Annotated in this window: 16 protein-coding genes; 13 read left to right on the forward strand and 3 right to left on the reverse strand. The window is 31.4% G+C overall.

Annotation, left to right across the window (positions count from 1 at the left end; genetic code table 11):
* Nucleotides 1–39: 39 nt before the first annotated feature.
* Nucleotides 40–2034: a heavy metal translocating P-type ATPase gene (locus H1R17_RS10370; protein ID WP_163431024.1), complete on the reverse strand. Its 1995-nt coding sequence runs from the start codon at nucleotides 2032–2034 to the stop codon at nucleotides 40–42.
* 326 nt (nucleotides 2035–2360) lie between these two features.
* Here H1R17_RS10370 and H1R17_RS10375 point away from each other — a divergent pair, with 326 nt between their 5' ends.
* The 10 genes from H1R17_RS10375 to H1R17_RS10420 all read left to right on the forward strand — a co-directional run bounded on the left by H1R17_RS10375 (nucleotide 2361) and on the right by H1R17_RS10420 (nucleotide 13653).
* Complete coding sequence (locus H1R17_RS10375) at nucleotides 2361–2882, forward strand: NADPH-dependent FMN reductase (protein ID WP_163431025.1); 522 nt, start codon at nucleotides 2361–2363, stop codon at nucleotides 2880–2882.
* Nucleotides 2882–4177: an anthranilate synthase component I family protein gene (locus tag H1R17_RS10380; protein WP_163431026.1), complete on the forward strand. Its 1296-nt coding sequence runs from the start codon at nucleotides 2882–2884 to the stop codon at nucleotides 4175–4177. The genes H1R17_RS10375 and H1R17_RS10380 overlap by 1 nt, the downstream gene beginning before the upstream one ends.
* Nucleotides 4171–5481 carry a tRNA lysidine(34) synthetase TilS gene (gene tilS / locus H1R17_RS10385; protein WP_163431027.1) on the forward strand — a complete coding sequence of 437 codons (1311 nt, stop codon included), beginning with the start codon at nucleotides 4171–4173 and terminating at the stop codon, nucleotides 5479–5481. Before H1R17_RS10380 ends, tilS begins: the two co-directional genes overlap by 7 nt.
* Nucleotides 5481–7463 (forward strand): thioredoxin family protein, encoded by a 1983-nt coding sequence (locus tag H1R17_RS10390; protein ID WP_163431028.1) that lies wholly within the window; start codon nucleotides 5481–5483, stop codon nucleotides 7461–7463. Before tilS ends, H1R17_RS10390 begins: the two co-directional genes overlap by 1 nt.
* 5 nt (nucleotides 7464–7468) lie before the next feature.
* The gene (locus H1R17_RS10395) at nucleotides 7469–8317 is read left to right on the forward strand and encodes a DUF2911 domain-containing protein (protein WP_163431029.1); all 849 of its coding nucleotides are present in this window, start codon (nucleotides 7469–7471) and stop codon (nucleotides 8315–8317) included.
* Nucleotides 8318–8446: 129 nt separating this feature from the next.
* The gene (purB, locus tag H1R17_RS10400; RefSeq protein ID WP_163431030.1) at nucleotides 8447–9793 is read left to right on the forward strand and encodes an adenylosuccinate lyase; all 1347 of its coding nucleotides are present in this window, start codon (nucleotides 8447–8449) and stop codon (nucleotides 9791–9793) included.
* Between the two features lie 8 nt (nucleotides 9794–9801).
* On the forward strand, nucleotides 9802–10248 hold the full coding sequence (locus H1R17_RS10405) for a lipocalin family protein (RefSeq protein ID WP_163431031.1): 447 nt from the start codon (nucleotides 9802–9804) through the stop codon (nucleotides 10246–10248).
* A gap of 68 nt (nucleotides 10249–10316) precedes the next feature.
* Nucleotides 10317–11525 carry a diaminopimelate decarboxylase gene (gene lysA / locus H1R17_RS10410; protein WP_163431032.1) on the forward strand — a complete coding sequence of 403 codons (1209 nt, stop codon included), beginning with the start codon at nucleotides 10317–10319 and terminating at the stop codon, nucleotides 11523–11525.
* An 80-nt stretch (nucleotides 11526–11605) separates the two neighbouring features.
* Nucleotides 11606–13030, forward strand: a complete 1425-nt coding sequence (locus tag H1R17_RS10415) for an alkaline phosphatase (RefSeq protein ID WP_163431033.1) — start codon at nucleotides 11606–11608, stop codon at nucleotides 13028–13030.
* A 56-nt stretch (nucleotides 13031–13086) separates the two neighbouring features.
* A complete protein-coding gene (locus H1R17_RS10420; protein WP_163431034.1) occupies nucleotides 13087–13653 on the forward strand; it encodes an aminodeoxychorismate/anthranilate synthase component II in 567 nt (188 codons plus the stop codon).
* A 19-nt stretch (nucleotides 13654–13672) separates the two neighbouring features.
* Here H1R17_RS10420 and hemN read toward each other — a convergent pair whose 3' ends face one another.
* Nucleotides 13673–15031 carry an oxygen-independent coproporphyrinogen III oxidase gene (hemN, locus tag H1R17_RS10425; RefSeq protein ID WP_163431035.1) on the reverse strand — a complete coding sequence of 453 codons (1359 nt, stop codon included), beginning with the start codon at nucleotides 15029–15031 and terminating at the stop codon, nucleotides 13673–13675.
* Nucleotides 15032–15187: 156 nt separating this feature from the next.
* Between hemN and H1R17_RS10430 the strand changes: the two genes are divergently transcribed.
* The 3 genes from H1R17_RS10430 to H1R17_RS10440 are packed head-to-tail and all read left to right on the forward strand — an operon-like array spanning nucleotide 15188 to nucleotide 17430.
* Nucleotides 15188–16438, forward strand: a complete 1251-nt coding sequence (locus tag H1R17_RS10430) for a dihydroorotase family protein (protein WP_163431036.1) — start codon at nucleotides 15188–15190, stop codon at nucleotides 16436–16438.
* Nucleotides 16438–16779, forward strand: a complete 342-nt coding sequence (locus H1R17_RS10435) for a hypothetical protein (RefSeq protein ID WP_163431037.1) — start codon at nucleotides 16438–16440, stop codon at nucleotides 16777–16779. Before H1R17_RS10430 ends, H1R17_RS10435 begins: the two co-directional genes overlap by 1 nt.
* Nucleotides 16780–16782: 3 nt before the next feature.
* Nucleotides 16783–17430, forward strand: coding sequence for an alpha/beta hydrolase (locus H1R17_RS10440; protein ID WP_163431038.1), 648 nt, complete (start codon nucleotides 16783–16785; stop codon nucleotides 17428–17430).
* Between the two features lie 26 nt (nucleotides 17431–17456).
* Here the strand turns inward: H1R17_RS10440 and H1R17_RS10445 are convergent, their stop codons facing one another.
* Nucleotides 17457–17903 (reverse strand): hydrolase, encoded by a 447-nt coding sequence (locus tag H1R17_RS10445; protein ID WP_163431039.1) that lies wholly within the window; start codon nucleotides 17901–17903, stop codon nucleotides 17457–17459.
* Nucleotides 17904–18075: the final 172 nt, after the last annotated feature.

Consider the following 18075-nt stretch of genomic DNA (forward strand, 5'->3'; position numbering starts at 1 on the left):
AATAAATTGTCCCGCTTGCCAAAGGCAAACGGGATTTTTTTATGATTTAAAATTCATATTCTGAATCCGAATTGCATTTAGAATCGCTAAAAAAGCAACGCCAACATCAGCAAAAACCGCTTCCCACATCGTCGCAATTCCACCAGCTCCGAGAGCAAGAACAATTCCTTTCACTGCAAAAGCTAAAACAATATTCTGCCACACTATTTTTTTCGTTTGCTTGCCGATATTAATTGCCATTGGAATTTTTGATGGTTTATCATCTTGAATCACAATATCTGCAGTTTCAATAGTGGCATCACTTCCCAAGCCGCCCATTGCGATACCCACATCACTTAGAGCCACCACAGGAGCATCATTCACACCATCACCCACAAATGCAACAGTTTCATTTTTGGCTTTGATCCCTTTTACCTTATTCACTTTATCTTCGGGAAGTAAATCACCAAAAGCATTATCAATACCAAGTTCTTTGGCAACAAATGCAACAACTGAAGTTTTATCACCGCTAAGCATCGTTGCTTTTACACCCAATTGATGCAATTTGTCAACGGTTTGTTTAGCGTCTTCTTTAATACTATCCGCAATAGTAATGTAACCTGCAAATTGTCCAGCATGCGCAATCGCAATGACGGTGTAAACGATGTTTGAAGGATCTATATCATAGTTAATATTGAATTTGTCCATCAATTTGAAATTCCCAACCAAAAGCTCCTTTCCGTTTATGATCGCTTTCAAACCATGCCCAGCAATTTCTTCAGAATTTTCTAGTTGAATAGAGGTGTCAATTTCTCCAACGTATTCATGTATCGCAGTAGCAACGGGATGCGTACTTAAATTTTCCAACGCATTCACCATTTTTAGAATCTCATCTTTGTTGAATTCAGGCTTCAAATTCACTTCTTGAACTTTGAAAACTCCTTCAGTCATGGTTCCCGTTTTGTCCATGGCCACGTTTTGAATCTCAGCAATTTTATCTAAAAAATTACTTCCTTTAAAGAGAATTCCGTTTTTACTTGCCGCACCAATTCCACCAAAATAACCCAGCGGAATGGAAATCACCAACGCACACGGACATGAAATCACTAAGAAAATTAACGCTCGGTACAACCATGTTTTAAACTCGTAATCTTGAACAAAGAAATACGGTAATAGACAGATTCCAATGGCTAGAAAAACAACGATTGGTGTGTAAATTCGAGCAAATTTTCGAATGAAAAGTTCGGTTGGTGCTTTTTGAGAAGTCGCATTTTGAACCATTTCTAAAATTTTACTCAACTTGCTATCTTCGTACGGCGTGGTAATTCGAACTTGAGAAACGGAATTCAAATTAATCATTCCTGCAAGAACTGTATCGCCTTTTGATTTTGTGTCGGGTTTGCTTTCCCCAGTTAATGCAGCCGTGTTGAAAGAAGAATTATCGGTTAACAATTCACCATCCAATGCCAATTTTTCACCTGGTTTTAATTGAATAATTTGATCAATTTTAGCTTCCGCTGCTTTAATTGTTTTGGTTTGATTGTTCTCTAGAATCGTTACTTCATCGGGACGCTGATCAAGTAATGATTTGATATTTCCTTTCGCACGCGAAACTGCCAAATCTTGAAAAGCTTCGCCAACAGCATAAAATAACATTACGGCAACGCCTTCCGGATATTCCCCAATAGCGAAGGCTCCAATCGTCGCAATTCCCATCAAGAAAAATTCCGAAAATACATCTCCTTTTCCTATGCTTTCAGCAGCTTCTTTCAAAACGGGTAAACCAACTGAAATATAAGCTACAGCGTACCAAACGATACGTACCCAATCGGAAAACCAATCAGGTTTTAGGTAATAATCGAATGCCAATCCTACCATAAGGATAACGAAAGAAATAATCGCTGGTAGAAACATTTTGAAAATCTCCGCTTTTGTTGTTGGCGCAGCACCATGGTTGTGACCATCATCATGCGAATGACCATGATCATGACCTTCATGCTCGTGTTTATTTTTTAATGGTACAGGTTCATCTGTACTGCAACAATGTTTAGACATAGTCTTATTTTTTGATTTTCTCAAATAAAATAGAGTTGTGATTAAATTACTCCAAAATAATTTCTAAAAAAAATAATATTAAAAAAATGAATAATTTCAGAGAAACTTTATCTATTAAAAAGTAAAAAACAGTTTAATATTAATTTATTCTTTAGATGAAGAAGATTAAGTTAGTTACAAGCACATAAAGAACATTATTAAATAAGGAATAATTAAAAAAATAATTCATTAAATTTGAAATATCTAATCTTGTAACAATAGGATTGTTGTAGGAAATGTATTAAAAAGGATAGTGCAAAAAAATAAAGAGTAATTAAAATAAACATATGCTAGTAATCGTCGGCAGTAATTCATCAAAATCAATCAATAAACAGTTAACAAAAGCTGTTTTAAAAGAATTAAGTTTAGATCATACTTATATTGATTTAAAAGGTTTAAATATTCCATTGTTTAGTGAAGATTTAGAAAGCGAAATAAAATCGCCAGAAGGAATTTTATTTTTAAAAGAAGAAATAGATAAGTTTGAACATCTTTTTATAACAACAAACGAGCATAATCAAAATTTATCTGCTTTCTTTAAAAATATTTTAGATTGGTTGTCTCGACTTGAGTTAAAGTTTTTAGAAGGAAAAAAGATTTTTATTTTAAGTACCTCAGAAGGTAGAAGAGGAGCCTTAGGAGCCAATGAAAGTTTACAAAAATTAGTCGAGCGTTTTGGTTGTACTGTTTATGAAAGTTTTGCCTTTCCTTCCTTTTCTCAAAACTTCAACAAAGAAACGCAACAAATAACTAACAGTGAATTTTTAGAAGAAATTAGTACTAAAATCAATACTATTTTAAAAAGTTAATGCAACGGTTTTCAAAAACGTACTCTGTACAGAATAGCTCACAATTTAAAAAACAAGTACTTCAGTGGGCGCAACAGTTTCGCGAAGTAGTTTTTTTAGAATCAAACAATCATAAAGCCAAATATAGCACACACCAAGCTATTTTGGCTTTTGATGCTTTTACATTATTGCAAACCGATTATGTTAATGCTTTTGATGCTTTAAAGGAATATCAAAAAAACACAAACGATTGGCTTTTTGGCTATTTAGGATACGATTTAAAAAACGATGTAGCACAAATTCAATCGAAAAATTTTGATGGATTGCATTTTCCTGATTTATTTTTCTTTCAGCCCAAAAAACTCATTTTTTTTGAAGATGATGCAGTTCGTTTTGAATATTTAGGAGTTTGCAGTGATGAAATCACTTCAGATTTTGAAGAAATAACAGCAATCTTTTTGTTTGATGAAGTTGTTGAAAATGATGTAATCATTCAAAGTCAAACATCGTTTACCGATTATGAAAAAGGTTTTAATAATGTAATGCACCATATTCAACAAGGTGATATTTATGAAGCTAATTATTGCATTAATTTTTTTGTTGAAAATAAGGATATAAATCCAACAGATGTTTTCTGGAAACTAAATCAAATATCCGAACCGCCTTTTGCGTGCTTTGGTAAATTCAATAAGCAATATGTGTTAAGCGCTTCGCCAGAACGCTATTTAAAAAAAGAAGAATTAAAAATAATTTCGCAACCCATAAAAGGCACAGCTAAGAGAGGTTTAACAGAAATAGGCGATGATTTTTTAAAGAACGAATTAGCATCAAACAAAAAAGAACAATCAGAAAATGTAATGATTGTAGATCTGGTGCGTAATGATTTATCAAAAACGGCTACAAAAAGATCTGTTCTGGTGGAAGAGTTGTTCGGGATTTATTCTTTTAAACAAGTGCATCAAATGATTTCTACTGTTGTTTCTACTGTTTCTGATGATACAAATGTGGTTGATATTATCAAATCTACTTTTCCAATGGGAAGCATGACGGGTGCACCAAAACTATCTGCCATGAAAATTATTGAGGATGTAGAGCAGTTTAAACGTAGTTTGTACAGCGGATCAATAGGTTATTTTACCCCAAACAATGATTTTGATTTTAATGTGGTTATCCGTAGTATTTTGTATAATCAACAACAAAAGTACCTTTCATTTAGTGTGGGCAGTGCAATTACCATTAATGCAAATGCTGTTGATGAATATAATGAGTGTTTGTTAAAAGCAAATGCAATGAAAAAAGTTTTAGAAGAATGTTAGAACGTTTTAAAAAACATATCGAACAAAATTTTAGTGAATTATTAACCTGCAAAACTTTATTAACAGTTAGTGGCGGTGTAGATAGTATGGTGCTTTTGCATTTATTTCAACAGGCACACTTCAACTTTGCTGTAGCACATTGTAACTTTCAATTAAGAGAAACCGAAAGTGATTTAGATGAAAAATTAGTTCACGATTATTGTTTAAAAAACAACATTTTTTATTTTGTAAATAATTTTAATACAGTTAATTATGCTTCTTTAAATAAAGTTTCAATTCAAATAGCTGCTCGTGAGTTAAGATACAAATGGTTCGATGAATTAAGTGCGTCTCATGGATTTAATTTCATTGCAACTGCACATCATTTAGATGATCAAGCCGAAACATTTTTAATCAATTTTACTCGCGGAACAGGGATTGATGGTTTGGTAGGAATACCTGAAAAAAACGGAAAAGTTGTTCGACCTTTATTGCCTTTTTCAAGAGATGAAATTATTTTTTATGCTAAAGAGAATGAAATTATTTGGCGCGAAGATGCTTCAAATGCCACTACAAAATACCTGCGTAATAAAATACGACATAAGATTGTTCCAATATTAAAAGAAGAGAATCCTCAGTTTTTAAATTCGTTTCAAAGCACATTAAATCATTTGCAAGAAGCTCAGTTTTTGGCAGCACAAGCTATGAATATCTTTGTAAAAGAAAGTGTTTCTGAAACTGAAAATAAGGTAGAAGTAAATCTTAAAAAAGCATTAACTTTTAACCAGCCTTTTGTTTATTTAACGCATTTTTTAAAACAATTTGGATTTGATAATGTTAATGAAATTCAAAAGATTTGTAATGCAGGCACAGGTAAAGTGTTAAACAATGCTAAATTTACGCTTTTGAATAATAGGAATTCATTGCAAATTATTGATAATTTGACAGTAAATAATGAATATATCTATATAAACGATATTTTAGATGTTGAAAAATATATGTTTATTATGAAAATAACAGAAGTTTCTGAGTTTAATTTTGTTTCAGATAAGAATATTATTTTTGTAAATTCGAATCTTTTAAAATGGCCTTTGGTTTTAAGAAAACACAAAACAGGAGATGTTTTTCAACCATTTGGATTAAAAGGATTTAAAAAAGTATCAAAGTTTTACAAAGATCTTAAATTATCACAGTTTCAAAAGCAAGAACAATGGATCTTAGAAAATGGCGATGGAAATATCATTTGGATTGTTGGTTTACGTGCCGATGATCGATTTAAAGTAACGCATAACACATCAAAAATTTATAAATTAACCACTAACTAATGAGAAATTTTTTAACATTTCTAGTTTTATTAATTGCTTCAATAGGATTTTCGCAAGTACAAGATCCTGTAAAATGGAAATCAAGTATTCAAAAAATATCCGATACCGAATATCAAATTAAATTAGATGCTACAATTGAAGGCGAGTGGCACATGTATTCTCAATTTACGCCCGATGGAGGACCACTTCCTTTAGAATTTATTTACAATAATGCCGAAGGTAATTTTGAACCTCAAGGAAAAGCAAAGGAAAGTGAGTATACAAAGAAATTTAATGATGTTTTTGGAGTTGATGAGTATTACTTTGCAAAGCAAGCATCGTTTACTCATAACATAAAAATTACAAATGCTAACGTAAAAAATATTCAATTAGAAGTTTTTTATCAAGCTTGTATTGATATGTGTATTAATCAAAACAAGTATTTTGTGTTTGATTTAGCGACTGTTACTTCAAAAGAAGTTCAGAATTTTGAAGATGTGGCGGCTGTAGGTTCTGATGTTAAAACTGATTCTTTAGCAAAGACAGCTCCAATTGCTGATGCAAAAAAGGTTGATAAAACAGAACAAAAAGGATTGTTATCTATTTTTATTATTGCATTCTTTTCAGGATTTGCTGCCTTGTTAACACCATGTGTTTTTCCTATGATTCCTATGACGGTAAGTTTTTTTACAAAACAAAGTAAATCAAAAGCGAAAGGAATAAAAAACGCCATCATTTACGGTTTATCAATCATTATTATTTATGTTTTATTAGGATTTATTGTAACTAAGATTTTTGGTGCCGATGCTTTAAATGCATTGTCTACCAATGTGTGGTTCAATATTATATTCTTTGTGATATTAATTGTTTTTGCTTCTTCTTTTTTAGGTGCTTTTGAAATTATGTTGCCAAATTCTTGGGCAAATAAAGTGGATAAACAAGCAGATAGAGGTGGGTTTTTAGGAATTTTCTTTATGGCTTTGGCTTTGGCAATTGTATCATTCTCATGTACAGGACCCATTGTAGGAACCTTGTTAGTTGAAGCAGCTTCAAAAGGAGGATTAGCACCACTAATTGGTATGTTTGGTTTTTCATTAGCGTTAGCATTGCCATTTATGTTGTTTGCTATGTTCCCAGGTTGGTTAAATTCAATGCCACGTTCTGGAGGATGGATGAATACAGTAAAAGTTTCTTTAGGATTTTTAGAATTAGCATTAGCATTTAAATTTTTATCAAATGCAGATTTAGTTTTACAAAAGCATTGGTTACAACGTGAAATTTTCTTAGCAATTTGGATTACTATTTTTGCAGCTTGGGCTATTTATTTATTCGGAAAAATTCAGTTACCACACGATTCTAAAATCGATAAAATATCAGTAGGACGTTTATTTATGGCATTATTAGTGTCAACGTTTACCATTTATTTGGTACCAGGTTTATGGGGCGCGCCTTTAAAATTAATTTCAGGCTTTCCACCACCAATGACCTATGCTGAAAGTCCAAATGGAATAGGAGGAGGAACTGTTGTTGCATCAACTACCGATATCCCTGATGGTGCAAAAAGTGGTCCTCACGGCATTGTGGCTTTCTTAGATTATGAAAAAGGGATGGCGTACGCTAAAGAAAATAATAAACCTGTTTTGTTAGATTTTACTGGTTTTGCATGTGTAAATTGCCGTAAAATGGAAGATTATGTTTGGTCTGAAACGCAAATATTAAACATTTTACAGAACGATGTGGTTTTGATATCGTTATATGTTGATGATAAAAAAGAATTGCCAGAAGCAGAACAATACGTTTCAAAAACAACAGGTAAAAAAATCAAAACAATAGGAAACAAATGGAGCGATTTCCAAATTGAAAAATACCAAGCAAATGCGCAACCGTATTATATTGTTTTAGATAACGAAGGAAACTCGTTAAATACTCCAGTAGGATATACGCCAGAAGTTTCAGAATATGAAACTTGGTTAAAAGAAGGAATCACTAAATATTCAAAATAAAAAAAATGAAAAAGTTAGTATTAGCAGCAGCATTCATCTTTGCAATGAATGCACAAGCACAAATTAAAACACCACAAGCTAGTTTAAAATCAGACATTGAGCAAACGGTAGGTTTGACTAAAGTTGATGTAGAATATTACCGACCAGCAAAAAAAGGACGTTTGGTTTTTGGAGATTTAGTACCTTACGGAAAAGTTTGGCGTACAGGAGCTAATCAAAATACAGTTGTTGAATTTGATACAGATATCGAAATTGAAGGTAAAACATTAGCTGCAGGAAAATATGCGTTGTATTCAATTCCAAAGGCAGAGTCTTGGGATGTGATTTTTTACAAAACAACAGATAACTGGGGGCTTCCTAAAACTTGGAATGAAAGCGATGTAGTTCTTAAAACATCAGTTAAGCCAGAAACTTTGTTAAACGATGTTGAGTATTTAACAATTGCTGTAAACCCAAAAAACAATAATGAAGCAACTTTAGATATTTCTTGGGAGAAAACATTAGTGAAAGTTCCTTTTAAATTGCCTACACATAAATTGGCAATGGAGAGCATCAATTCATCAATCAATGCTTCATCAAAAGCATCTGATTATTATGCAGCTGGTGTTTATTTGTTTTCTGTAAACCAAGATTTAAAGAAAGCTTTAGAATATGTAAACAAATCAATTACAATGCAAGAAGGCGAAGTTCCTTTTTATATGTTGCGTCAAAAATCGTTGATTCAGGCTGCAAACGGTGACAAAAAAGGAGCTATAGAAACCGCTAATCAATCATTAAAAGCTTCGGAAAAAGCAGGAAATGAAGATTATATAAAAATGAATCGTAACTCTATTTTAGAGTGGAGTAAGTCATAATCATGATAAAAAAATAATAAACCCCAATTGTATTTTAAAACACAATTGGGGTTTATTATTTTGGTGAAAATATGTTTTTTTAAACTATAAAACCTCAGTATATTTGTTGCTTAACAATATTATCTATTTATGTTAACAGAATTAAATGCTGTGTCTCCAATTGATGGACGATACAGATCAAAAACAGCTCCCTTAGCAGATTATTTTTCGGAAGAAGCTTTAATTAAATATCGTGTTTTGGTTGAAGTAGAGTATTTTATTGCTCTATGCGAATTGCCATTACCTCAAGTTGCAAATGTTTCTAAAGATTTGTATTCTGAATTAAGAAAAATGTATCAAGAATTTTCTTCTGAAGATGCTTTATGGATTAAGAATACAGAAAAAATCACAAATCATGATGTTAAAGCTGTTGAATATTTTATCAAACATAAATTTGATCAATTAGGTTTACAAGAATATAAAGAGTTTATTCACTTTGGATTAACTTCTCAAGATATTAACAATACAGCAATTCCTTTATCAACAAAAGAAGCTTTTGAAAAGGTGTATATGCCAACGTTTATTCAGTTAATTAATAAATTAAAAGAATTAAGCGTAGAGTGGAAAGATATACCAATGTTAGCACGTACACATGGGCAACCAGCATCGCCAACACGTTTAGGAAAAGAATTGCACGTTTTTGTTGTTCGTTTAGAAGAGCAATTACGTTTGTTAAGCAACATACCTTTTGCTGCTAAATTTGGTGGTGCAACAGGAAACTTTAATGCACATAAAATTGCGTATCCAACAAACGATTGGAGAGCTTTTGGAGAGCATTTTGTTGAAGGAATTTTAGGATTAAAACATTCGTTTCCTACAACTCAAATTGAACATTATGATCATTTTGCAGCTTTTTTCGATGCTTTAAAACGAATCAATAACATTATAATAGATTTAGATCGCGATGTTTGGACGTATGTTTCAATGGAATATTTCAAACAAAAAATCAAAGCGGGCGAAGTAGGTTCATCTGCAATGCCACATAAAGTAAATCCAATCGATTTTGAAAATTCGGAAGGAAATTTAGGTATTGCGAATGCAATTTTTGAACATTTATCAGCAAAATTACCTATTTCTCGTTTACAACGTGATTTAACAGATAGCACCGTTTTGCGTAATGTTGGTGTGCCTTTTGGACATACTATTATTGCTTTTGAAGCAACTTTAAAAGGATTGAATAAACTATTATTAAACGAAGCAAAGTTTGCACAAGATTTAGAAAATAATTGGGCTGTAGTTGCAGAGGCTATTCAAACCATTTTACGTAGAGAAGCGTATCCAAATCCGTACGAAGCTTTAAAAGATTTAACACGTACCAACGAAGAAATGAATCAAAAAACAATTCATGCTTTTATTGATACTTTGAATGTTTCTGATTTGATTAAAAACGAGTTAAAACAAATAACACCTAGTAATTATTTAGGAGTTTCAATATAATTCAATTTATGAAAAAAGCGTTTTTGTTATTAGGTATTTCGTTAGCTTTTATTGCTTGTGATAAAGATGATGATAATGTAGATGTGCTTGTAGGAACATGGTATCCGGAAAGTATTATTATTAATGGTGAATCAAAACCTTATGAAGGAAATGCTAATTGCGGGCGCGATTATCTTATATTAAGCAAATTTCATTCTTTTGAAATAGTTGATTATAGCAATAACGAAAATGCTGCAAAAACAACTCCTGTACCTCCATGTCCATCACAAAAGTATTATGGCTCTTATAGTGTTGTAAATAATGAATTAAAATTTTATGGATCTAACTTTTTTCAAGGAGGAACTATAATTGAAAAAACAAATTCTCATTTACAATTAAAAAGAGTTTTAGATATTAATGGAGACGGAAAAAATGATGAAGTAATAGAATTGTTTTATAAAATAGTAAAAGAATAAAAAAAACCTCGAAACTAAGTTTCGAGGTTTTTTTATAAATTTGCACCTTCAACAACAATTTTAAAAAAATGGATACAAATTTATTATTAAACATTGCTCAAGAGTATGGTTGCCCTACGTATGTGTACGATGGTAACGTAATTGAATCACAATTTCAACGTTTACAAGATGCTTTTAAAGACATAAAGCATTTAAAAATTAATTATGCGGCTAAGGCGCTAACAAACATTTCCATTTTAAAGTTGTTGAAGAAGAAGGGCAGTGGGTTAGATACCGTATCAATACAAGAAGTTTTGCTTGGTTTAGAGGCTGGTTTTGCGCCAGACGATATCATGTTTACACCTAATGGTGTTTCTTTAGAAGAAATTGAAGACGTTGTTAAATTAGGAGTTCATATCAATATTGATAATCTTTCAATTTTAGAGCAATTTGGTGCTAAACATCCTAATATTCCTGTATGTATTCGTATTAATCCACATGTAATGGCAGGAGGAAATTCAAATATTTCGGTAGGTCATATCGATAGTAAATTCGGAATTTCGGTACATCAAACACCTCATATTTTAAGAATTATTCAAAATACTAAAATGAAAGTGAATGGTATTCATATGCATACGGGGTCTGATATTTTAGATATTGAAGTGTTTTTATATGCATCTGAAATTTTGTTTGAAACAGCAAAACAATTCAAAAATTTAGATTTTATTGATTTTGGAAGCGGTTTTAAAGTACCGTATAAAGAAGGTGATTTAGAAACTGATATTGAAGAACTTGGTGAAAAATTATCACAACGTTTCAACCAATTTTGTAAAGAATATGGTAAAAATTTGACTTTGGTTTTTGAACCAGGTAAATTTTTAGTTTCGCAAGCGGGGTATTTTTTAGCAAAAGTAAATGTGGTAAAACAAACTACTTCGACAGTTTTTGCTGGAATCGATTCTGGTTTTAATCATTTAATCCGTCCAATGTTCTACAATTCGTATCATCACATTACAAATATTTCGAATTTCGAAGGAAAAGAACGTTTTTATTCGGTAGTTGGATACATTTGTGAAACCGATACTTTTGCAAGCAACAGAAAAATCGCTGAGATAAAAGAAGGCGATATTTTAAGTTTTCATAACGCAGGTGCTTATTGTTTTTCAATGGCATCTAATTATAACTCACGTTTTAAACCAGCCGAAGTTTTGGTTTACAACAATGAAGCTTACTTAGTTAGAGCGCGTGAAACGTTTAAAGATTTACTTCAAAATCAAATAATAGTAGATGTTAATTAATGTTTTAGTTAATATAAATTTAATATGATAGGATTAGGCAAACGTTTTGTTTGCCTATTTTTGTATAAATATATTTTGAAATGAAAAGAAGAAATTTTTTTAAACTAGGCGGTTTAGCTGCTTTAGGTTCCACTATATTAAATCCGTTAGATGCTTTAGCAGGCAATACTTCAAGTAAAGAAGCACTTACTTTTACCAATAAAAAAGCCAAGAACATTATTTTTATGGTTAGCGATGGTATGAGTTCGGGTACTTTAAATTTAGCTAATATATACAACAATCGTATTTTAGGAAAAAATGGTAATTGGTTGCAATTGTATCTTGACAATAAAGTGAGTCGTGGCTTAATGGATATGGCTTCGGCTTCTTCTATAGTAACCGATTCTGCTGCTGCAAGTTCTTCTTGGGGTGGTGGTTTTCGTGTTAATAACGGATCGTTAAATATCAGTCCAGAAGGAAAAGAAAATTTACCAATTTGGCAAAAGTTCAAAAGCAAAGGAAAAAAAGCAGGTTGTGTAACTACGGTTCCTATAACACACGCTACACCGGCTGGTTTTACGGTTGCTTTAAAGAGTAGAAACGATCAAGCGGCTATTGCCGAAGAATACCTTAGAATTGGTTACGATGTTTTGTTAGGCGGTGGTCAACAGTATTTTGATGCTGCACATAGAAAAGACAAAAAAGATATGTACGCGGCTTTTTCAAAGCAAAACTACAAGGTTTCTACAACAAAAAGTGAGTTGTTTAAAACTGATAAAACGAAAAAGTTATTAGGCGTTTTTGATTTTGATGCATTACCTTATGCTATAGACAGGCAACAATCTGCTGATTTACAGAATAAAATTCCAACGTTGGCAGAAATGACGCAAGTTGCAATCAATCAAATGAAAGATCATAAAGAAGGTTTTGTACTTCAGGTAGAATCAGGAAAGGTTGATTGGGCTGCACACGCAAATGATATATCTGCTTTAATTCACGAACAGCTACAATTTGATGAAGCAATTGCTGTAGCAATGAAGTTTGCTGAAGAAGATAAAAATACGCTGGTTGTCATTACAACCGATCACGGAAATGCAAACCCAGGATTAATTTATGGAAAGCACGCCAACGACCATTTTGATAGTTTAGCGGCTTACAAACATACCAACGAGTATATTTTAAACACAATTAAAAACAATCAAAGCGAAACGCAAATTAAAGATTTCATAAAAGAAAGTATTAATGTGGCGCTTACTGATGACGAGGCTAAAACAATTGCTTCTTATTACAATGGTTTAAATAAAGGCGATGACGGTTTGTACAACTACAAACATTTACCGTTTAAAGTGTTTGCAGAAATGCAAAAAAACTACAATTCAGTTGGTTGGATATCAATGGATCACTCTGCCGATTATGTTGAAGTAGCTATGTACGGACCAGGAAATCATTTGCATAAACCTTTTATGAAAAATACCGATATGCATTATTTATTGTTAGAAGCTACTGAAGTTGAAAACAAATTCTAGTTGTACAATTTAGCTTTAAATCATACATTTGCCTCTCTTTAAAGAGAGGTTTTTTTATGAAAATTGCAGTAATTAATAATTACGATTCTTTTGTTTACAACATCATTCATTATTTAGAAAGTTTTGATGGAGTAGAAGTGACCGTTTTTTTAAACGATGATTTTTATTTAGAGCAGTTAACCTCTTTTGATAAAATTGTTTTATCACCTGGACCAGGGCTACCGAAAGATGCGGGACTTCTAATGGACGTAATCGATTTTTATAAGGATAAGAAAAGTATTTTGGGCGTTTGTTTAGGGCATCAAGCTATAGCAGAATACTTTGGATGTTCGTTAAAAAATCTTAAAAAACCTTTGCATGGTATTTCGTCTAAACTTACTATTCTAGAAGCCGATTATTTATGGAATAACTTGTCTGAAGAAATTTTAGTAGGTCATTACCATTCTTGGGTTGTAGCTAATGAAAATGTTTCAAACAATATTATTCCAACAGCTATTGATGAGCAAGGTAATATTATGGCTTTAAAACATAAAACGTATAACATACGAGGTGTTCAATTTCATCCAGAGTCGGTTTTAACCCCTCAAGGAAAACAAATAATTGAGAATTGGGTTTTAAATTAAAAAAGTAATACAATAACTTCTAAATAGTCATAGAAAACAATTGAGTTGTTGGTTGTTGGTTTATTAAATGATTATCAAATGCCATGCAAATATTTCGTACAAATGTTTTGCCTTTATCAGTAACGTATAAAAAATCGTTTTCTATAAAAATCAATTCATCTTTTTTTAATTCAGCCAAGCGATTTTTGATGGTTGTTTTTGTAATAATTGGATAAATGAACTTTAAATTGGTTTGAAACTGACAAATAATATCTAAAATTACTTGTCTTATCACATTATCTTCACGGGTTAGTATATGTCCTTTTACAACAGGAAGTTCTTTGTTTGCAACTTTTTCTTGGTAGAGCTTAATGTTTTTTTCGTTCTGCGCAAAAGCCGTAACAGAATCGCTAATGGAAGAAGTTCCTAAACCGATCATTACCGATGTTTTAGAAGATGTATATCCCATAAAATTACGATGCATACTGTTTTTCTTGAATGATTGATACAAAGAATCGGTTGTTTTTGAAAAATGATCCATACCAATTTCTAAATATCCGTTTTCTTGTAATAATTCTTTTCCCAACTCATATAAAGCTCTTTTTTCATCATTTTTAGGAATATCTTCATCATTAAAACCTCTTTGTCCGTTGCCTTTTATCCACGGAACATGCGCATAAGAATAAAAAGAGATACGATCGGGACTTAAAATATTTGTTTTTTCAATTGTATCTTTAATTGAGTTTTGGGTTTGAAAAGGCAAGCCATAAATAATATCGTGCGAAATAGAAGTATATCCAATTTCACGTGCCCATTTAGTTACTTTTTCTACTTGTTCAAATGTTTGCTGTCTGTTAATTGCTTTTTGTACCGTTTCATTATAATCTTGCACACCAAAACTTACACGCTTAAATCCTAAATTATATAAGGTTTCTAAGTGTTCTTTTGTTGTATTGTTTGGGTGACCTTCAAAACTAAATTCGCTGTTTTTGTGTTGTACTGATGTTGATAGAATCCCTTCAATTAATCGCTTTAATTCATTTGTAGAAAAAAATGTTGGAGTACCTCCACCCAAATGTAATTCTTTAATAATTGGTTTTGTTTCTAAAAGATCTAAATACAATTTCCATTCAGTTAAAACTGCATTTATATAAGGTGTTTCTACATCATGACGTTTGGTAATGTGTTTATGACATCCGCAAAAAGTACACAAGCTTTCGCAAAAAGGCAAATGTATATAAAGAGAAATACCTTCTGATGCATTGGTTTTGTTAAAAGTAATTTTTAAATTTTGTTTCCATTCTTCAAGAGAAAAAGAATCTTGATTCCAAAAGGGTACTGTAGGATAGCTGGTGTATCTAGGTCCTGGAACGTTGTATTTGGTTATTAATGATTTCATTGCTTATACTTTACAACAAAAGTAGTCACTAGTTTTTCATTAAATTCTGATAATTATCATAGAATTTTTAATACGAGATAAATTTTAATTTCTTTACAGTTATAAAGAATATATCCGTAATTTTGTTCGATTTTAAATTACACAATCCATTATACCATGAACATCTTAATTAAGAGTGCTACAATTATAGATTCGTCAAGTGAATTCAACCAAAAAAAAGTAGATATTAAAATTGAAAATGGGGTTATTTCTGAAATTGCATCGGAAATAAACAATAGTGTTTTTGAACAAATTTCTTTTGATAATTTACACGTTTCTAGTGGTTGGATGGATGCTTCGGTTGCTTTTGGAGAACCTGGTTTTGAAGATCGTGAAACCATAAATAACGGTTTAATGGTAGCTGCAAAAAGTGGATTTACGCATATTGCTTACCAGCCAAATACATATCCAGTAATTGATAATCAATCTTTGGTGAGTTTTGTAAAAACTAAAGCGCAAAACCATGCTACTTCTTTACATCCAATAGGTGCTTTTACGAAAAATCAGGAAGGAGCTGACTTGGCAGAAATGTATGATATGCATAATGAAGGTGCGATTGCTTTTGGCGATTACAAGAAAAATATCGAAAATGCTAATCTTTTAAAAATTGGTTTGCAATATGCACAGGATTTTGATGGTATGGTAATTACTTATAGTAACGATTCAAATATCAAAGGAAAAGGAGTTGTACATGAAGGAATTACATCAACTAAATTAGGCTTAAAAGGAATTCCTCCATTGTCAGAAGAAGTAGTAATTGCACGTAATTTATTTTTGTTGGAATATACAGGTGGAAAAATGCACATTCCTACTATTTCTACTCAAAAATCGGTTGATTTAATCAAAGAAGCTAAGGCAAAAGGCTTAAATGTTACATGTAGCGTCGCTATTCATAATTTAGTTTTAACAGATGATGTTTTAGTAGATTTTGATACTCGTTTTAAAGTAAATCCTCCAATTAGAGATACACAACATCAACAAGCTTTGATTGATGGTGTTTTAGACGGAACAATTGATTTTATAACATCAGACCATTGTGCTATGGATATTGAACACAAAAAAATGGAGTTTGATATGGCAAGTAATGGTACTATTGGTTTAGAATCGGCTTTTGGCGCTTTGCTAACAATTTTACCTTTAGAAGTTGTGGTGGATAAATTACAAGCTGCTAAAAATATCTTTCTAAAACAAAAAGCAAGTATAAAAGTAGGAGAAAAAGCAGATTTAACGTTTTTTAATCCAACAAAAGAGTGGAATTTCACCAAAAATGATATCCTTTCTAAATCTAAAAATGCCGCTTTTTTAAATCATGCAATGAAAGGATGGGTTTACGGAATTTATCATAACAATAAATTAGTTGTTAAATAATGAAAGAAAATACGATATCAAAAGATGGTAAATTAGCTGCAATTATAGCGCACTTAACCTTTTTAGGGCCTGTAATTGCTTGGTTTATCAATCAAGAAGAAAAAGATACGTTTGGTAGTTTTTATATTAAACAAGCTGTTGGTATTTTTGTGTTGTTTTTATTAATCAGTGCCATTTTACCCATTGTGCCCGATTTTATGTTTATGCCTACTTTAATTGGTTTTTATATTTTTATTTTTATATTGTGGATTTATAGTTTTTCGGGTGCTATATCAAACGAGTATAAGTTGTTACCTGTAATTGGACCATTTATCCAAAAAATATTTTCTAAAAAAAATTAATACATGCAACAAGGTATTTTAAATTATATCATTAAAGAACCAAAAGTAATTCTAGATAAAAATCCATTATTACTTTTAATTCATGGATACGGTAGCAATGAGGAAGATTTGTTTTCTTTTGCAACAGAATTACCTGATCATTATTACGTTATTTCGGTTCAGGCGCCTTATCAAGTGCCGCCATACGGTTTTGCTTGGTACGCTATTACTTTTGATGCTGACATGAATAAGTTTAGTGATGATTCTCAAGCTATTGAATCAAGAGACACTTTAGTGCAATTTATTGATGAAGTTTGTGCAAAATATCCAATTGATAAGGAGAATGTAAATTTAGTAGGTTTTAGTCAGGGTGCTATTTTAAGTTATTCTGTTGCATTAACTTACCCAGAAAAAGTAAATAAAGTGGTTGCATTAAGTGGCTATTTTAATCCTGCTATTTTGAACCCAAAAACAGATTTATCTGCGTATAAAAACATAAAAATATTTGGTTCTCACGGAACTGTAGATCAGGTTATTCCTGTAGAATGGGCTAGAAAAACCAGTGAGTTCTTAAAACCTTATAACATTTCTTTTGAATATAATGAATATCCTGTTGGGCACGGAGTTGCTCCTAAGAATTTCTTCGATTTTAAAGAGTTTTTATTAAAATAAAACGTTTCCCTTAAGGAAACGTTTTTTTAATATAGAACCATATCAATTACTTTAAATTGAGTAGTTTGGTTAGGTGCATATTCATATTTAATTAATAATTCACCTGTGGTAGTTTCATTGTAAAAATCAACAATTAACCATTTGTGATTAATTACCGACATTTTATTAAGTTTTGTTTCAGATCCATTAGCATCCTTTGGTATTAGCGGGTTTCCACCTTCTTGTTGGTTTAAAGCACTAAAATCTTGTACTACTTTAGCCATTACACCATCAATTTTTTCGGGAGCAAATGTTTTTTGAGCATTTTCATTTTTATCAATTGAAAAATAAGCAGCCTCATCATACAATTTTTTATACATTTCTAAAGAATCGTTTACCATTGCTTGGTTTACATCTTTTAACGTGTTCTTTTCTTTATTGCAAGAAACAAAGAATAAAGAAATACTAACAATAGATACTAATAAATGTTTCATGTTAAGAGTTTATTGAATTAACAGGCTGTTTTTTTATTAATTGAAGAGAATCTTCGGCTTTTTTTAATCTTTTTTCTAAACTAACAATACGCTCATTTTGTGCTTTTAAGACTTTTGAGTCGTTTACAAATTGAAAAACGTTGATTATTAACGAAAATAAAAATAAATATAA

It is taken from the genome of Flavobacterium sp. xlx-214 (assembly GCF_013874595.1).
In the GTDB taxonomy this organism is placed as follows: domain Bacteria; phylum Bacteroidota; class Bacteroidia; order Flavobacteriales; family Flavobacteriaceae; genus Flavobacterium.

Excerpts from the sequence above, each read along its gene's own strand:
- H1R17_RS10370 (WP_163431024.1), bottom strand. The coding sequence starts at position 2,034 with ATGTCTAAACATTGTTGCAGTACAGATGAACCTGTACCATTAAAAAAT.
- H1R17_RS10375 (WP_163431025.1), top strand. The coding sequence starts at position 2,361 with ATGCTAGTAATCGTCGGCAGTAATTCATCAAAATCAATCAATAAACAG.
- H1R17_RS10380 (WP_163431026.1), top strand. The coding sequence starts at position 2,882 with ATGCAACGGTTTTCAAAAACGTACTCTGTACAGAATAGCTCACAATTT.
- tilS (WP_163431027.1), top strand. The coding sequence starts at position 4,171 with ATGTTAGAACGTTTTAAAAAACATATCGAACAAAATTTTAGTGAATTA.
- H1R17_RS10390 (WP_163431028.1), top strand. The coding sequence starts at position 5,481 with ATGAGAAATTTTTTAACATTTCTAGTTTTATTAATTGCTTCAATAGGA.
- H1R17_RS10395 (WP_163431029.1), top strand. The coding sequence starts at position 7,469 with ATGAAAAAGTTAGTATTAGCAGCAGCATTCATCTTTGCAATGAATGCA.
- purB (WP_163431030.1), top strand. The coding sequence starts at position 8,447 with ATGTTAACAGAATTAAATGCTGTGTCTCCAATTGATGGACGATACAGA.
- H1R17_RS10405 (WP_163431031.1), top strand. The coding sequence starts at position 9,802 with ATGAAAAAAGCGTTTTTGTTATTAGGTATTTCGTTAGCTTTTATTGCT.
- lysA (WP_163431032.1), top strand. The coding sequence starts at position 10,317 with ATGGATACAAATTTATTATTAAACATTGCTCAAGAGTATGGTTGCCCT.
- H1R17_RS10415 (WP_163431033.1), top strand. The coding sequence starts at position 11,606 with ATGAAAAGAAGAAATTTTTTTAAACTAGGCGGTTTAGCTGCTTTAGGT.
- H1R17_RS10420 (WP_163431034.1), top strand. The coding sequence starts at position 13,087 with ATGAAAATTGCAGTAATTAATAATTACGATTCTTTTGTTTACAACATC.
- hemN (WP_163431035.1), bottom strand. The coding sequence starts at position 15,031 with ATGAAATCATTAATAACCAAATACAACGTTCCAGGACCTAGATACACC.
- H1R17_RS10430 (WP_163431036.1), top strand. The coding sequence starts at position 15,188 with ATGAACATCTTAATTAAGAGTGCTACAATTATAGATTCGTCAAGTGAA.
- H1R17_RS10435 (WP_163431037.1), top strand. The coding sequence starts at position 16,438 with ATGAAAGAAAATACGATATCAAAAGATGGTAAATTAGCTGCAATTATA.
- H1R17_RS10440 (WP_163431038.1), top strand. The coding sequence starts at position 16,783 with ATGCAACAAGGTATTTTAAATTATATCATTAAAGAACCAAAAGTAATT.
- H1R17_RS10445 (WP_163431039.1), bottom strand. The coding sequence starts at position 17,903 with ATGAAACATTTATTAGTATCTATTGTTAGTATTTCTTTATTCTTTGTT.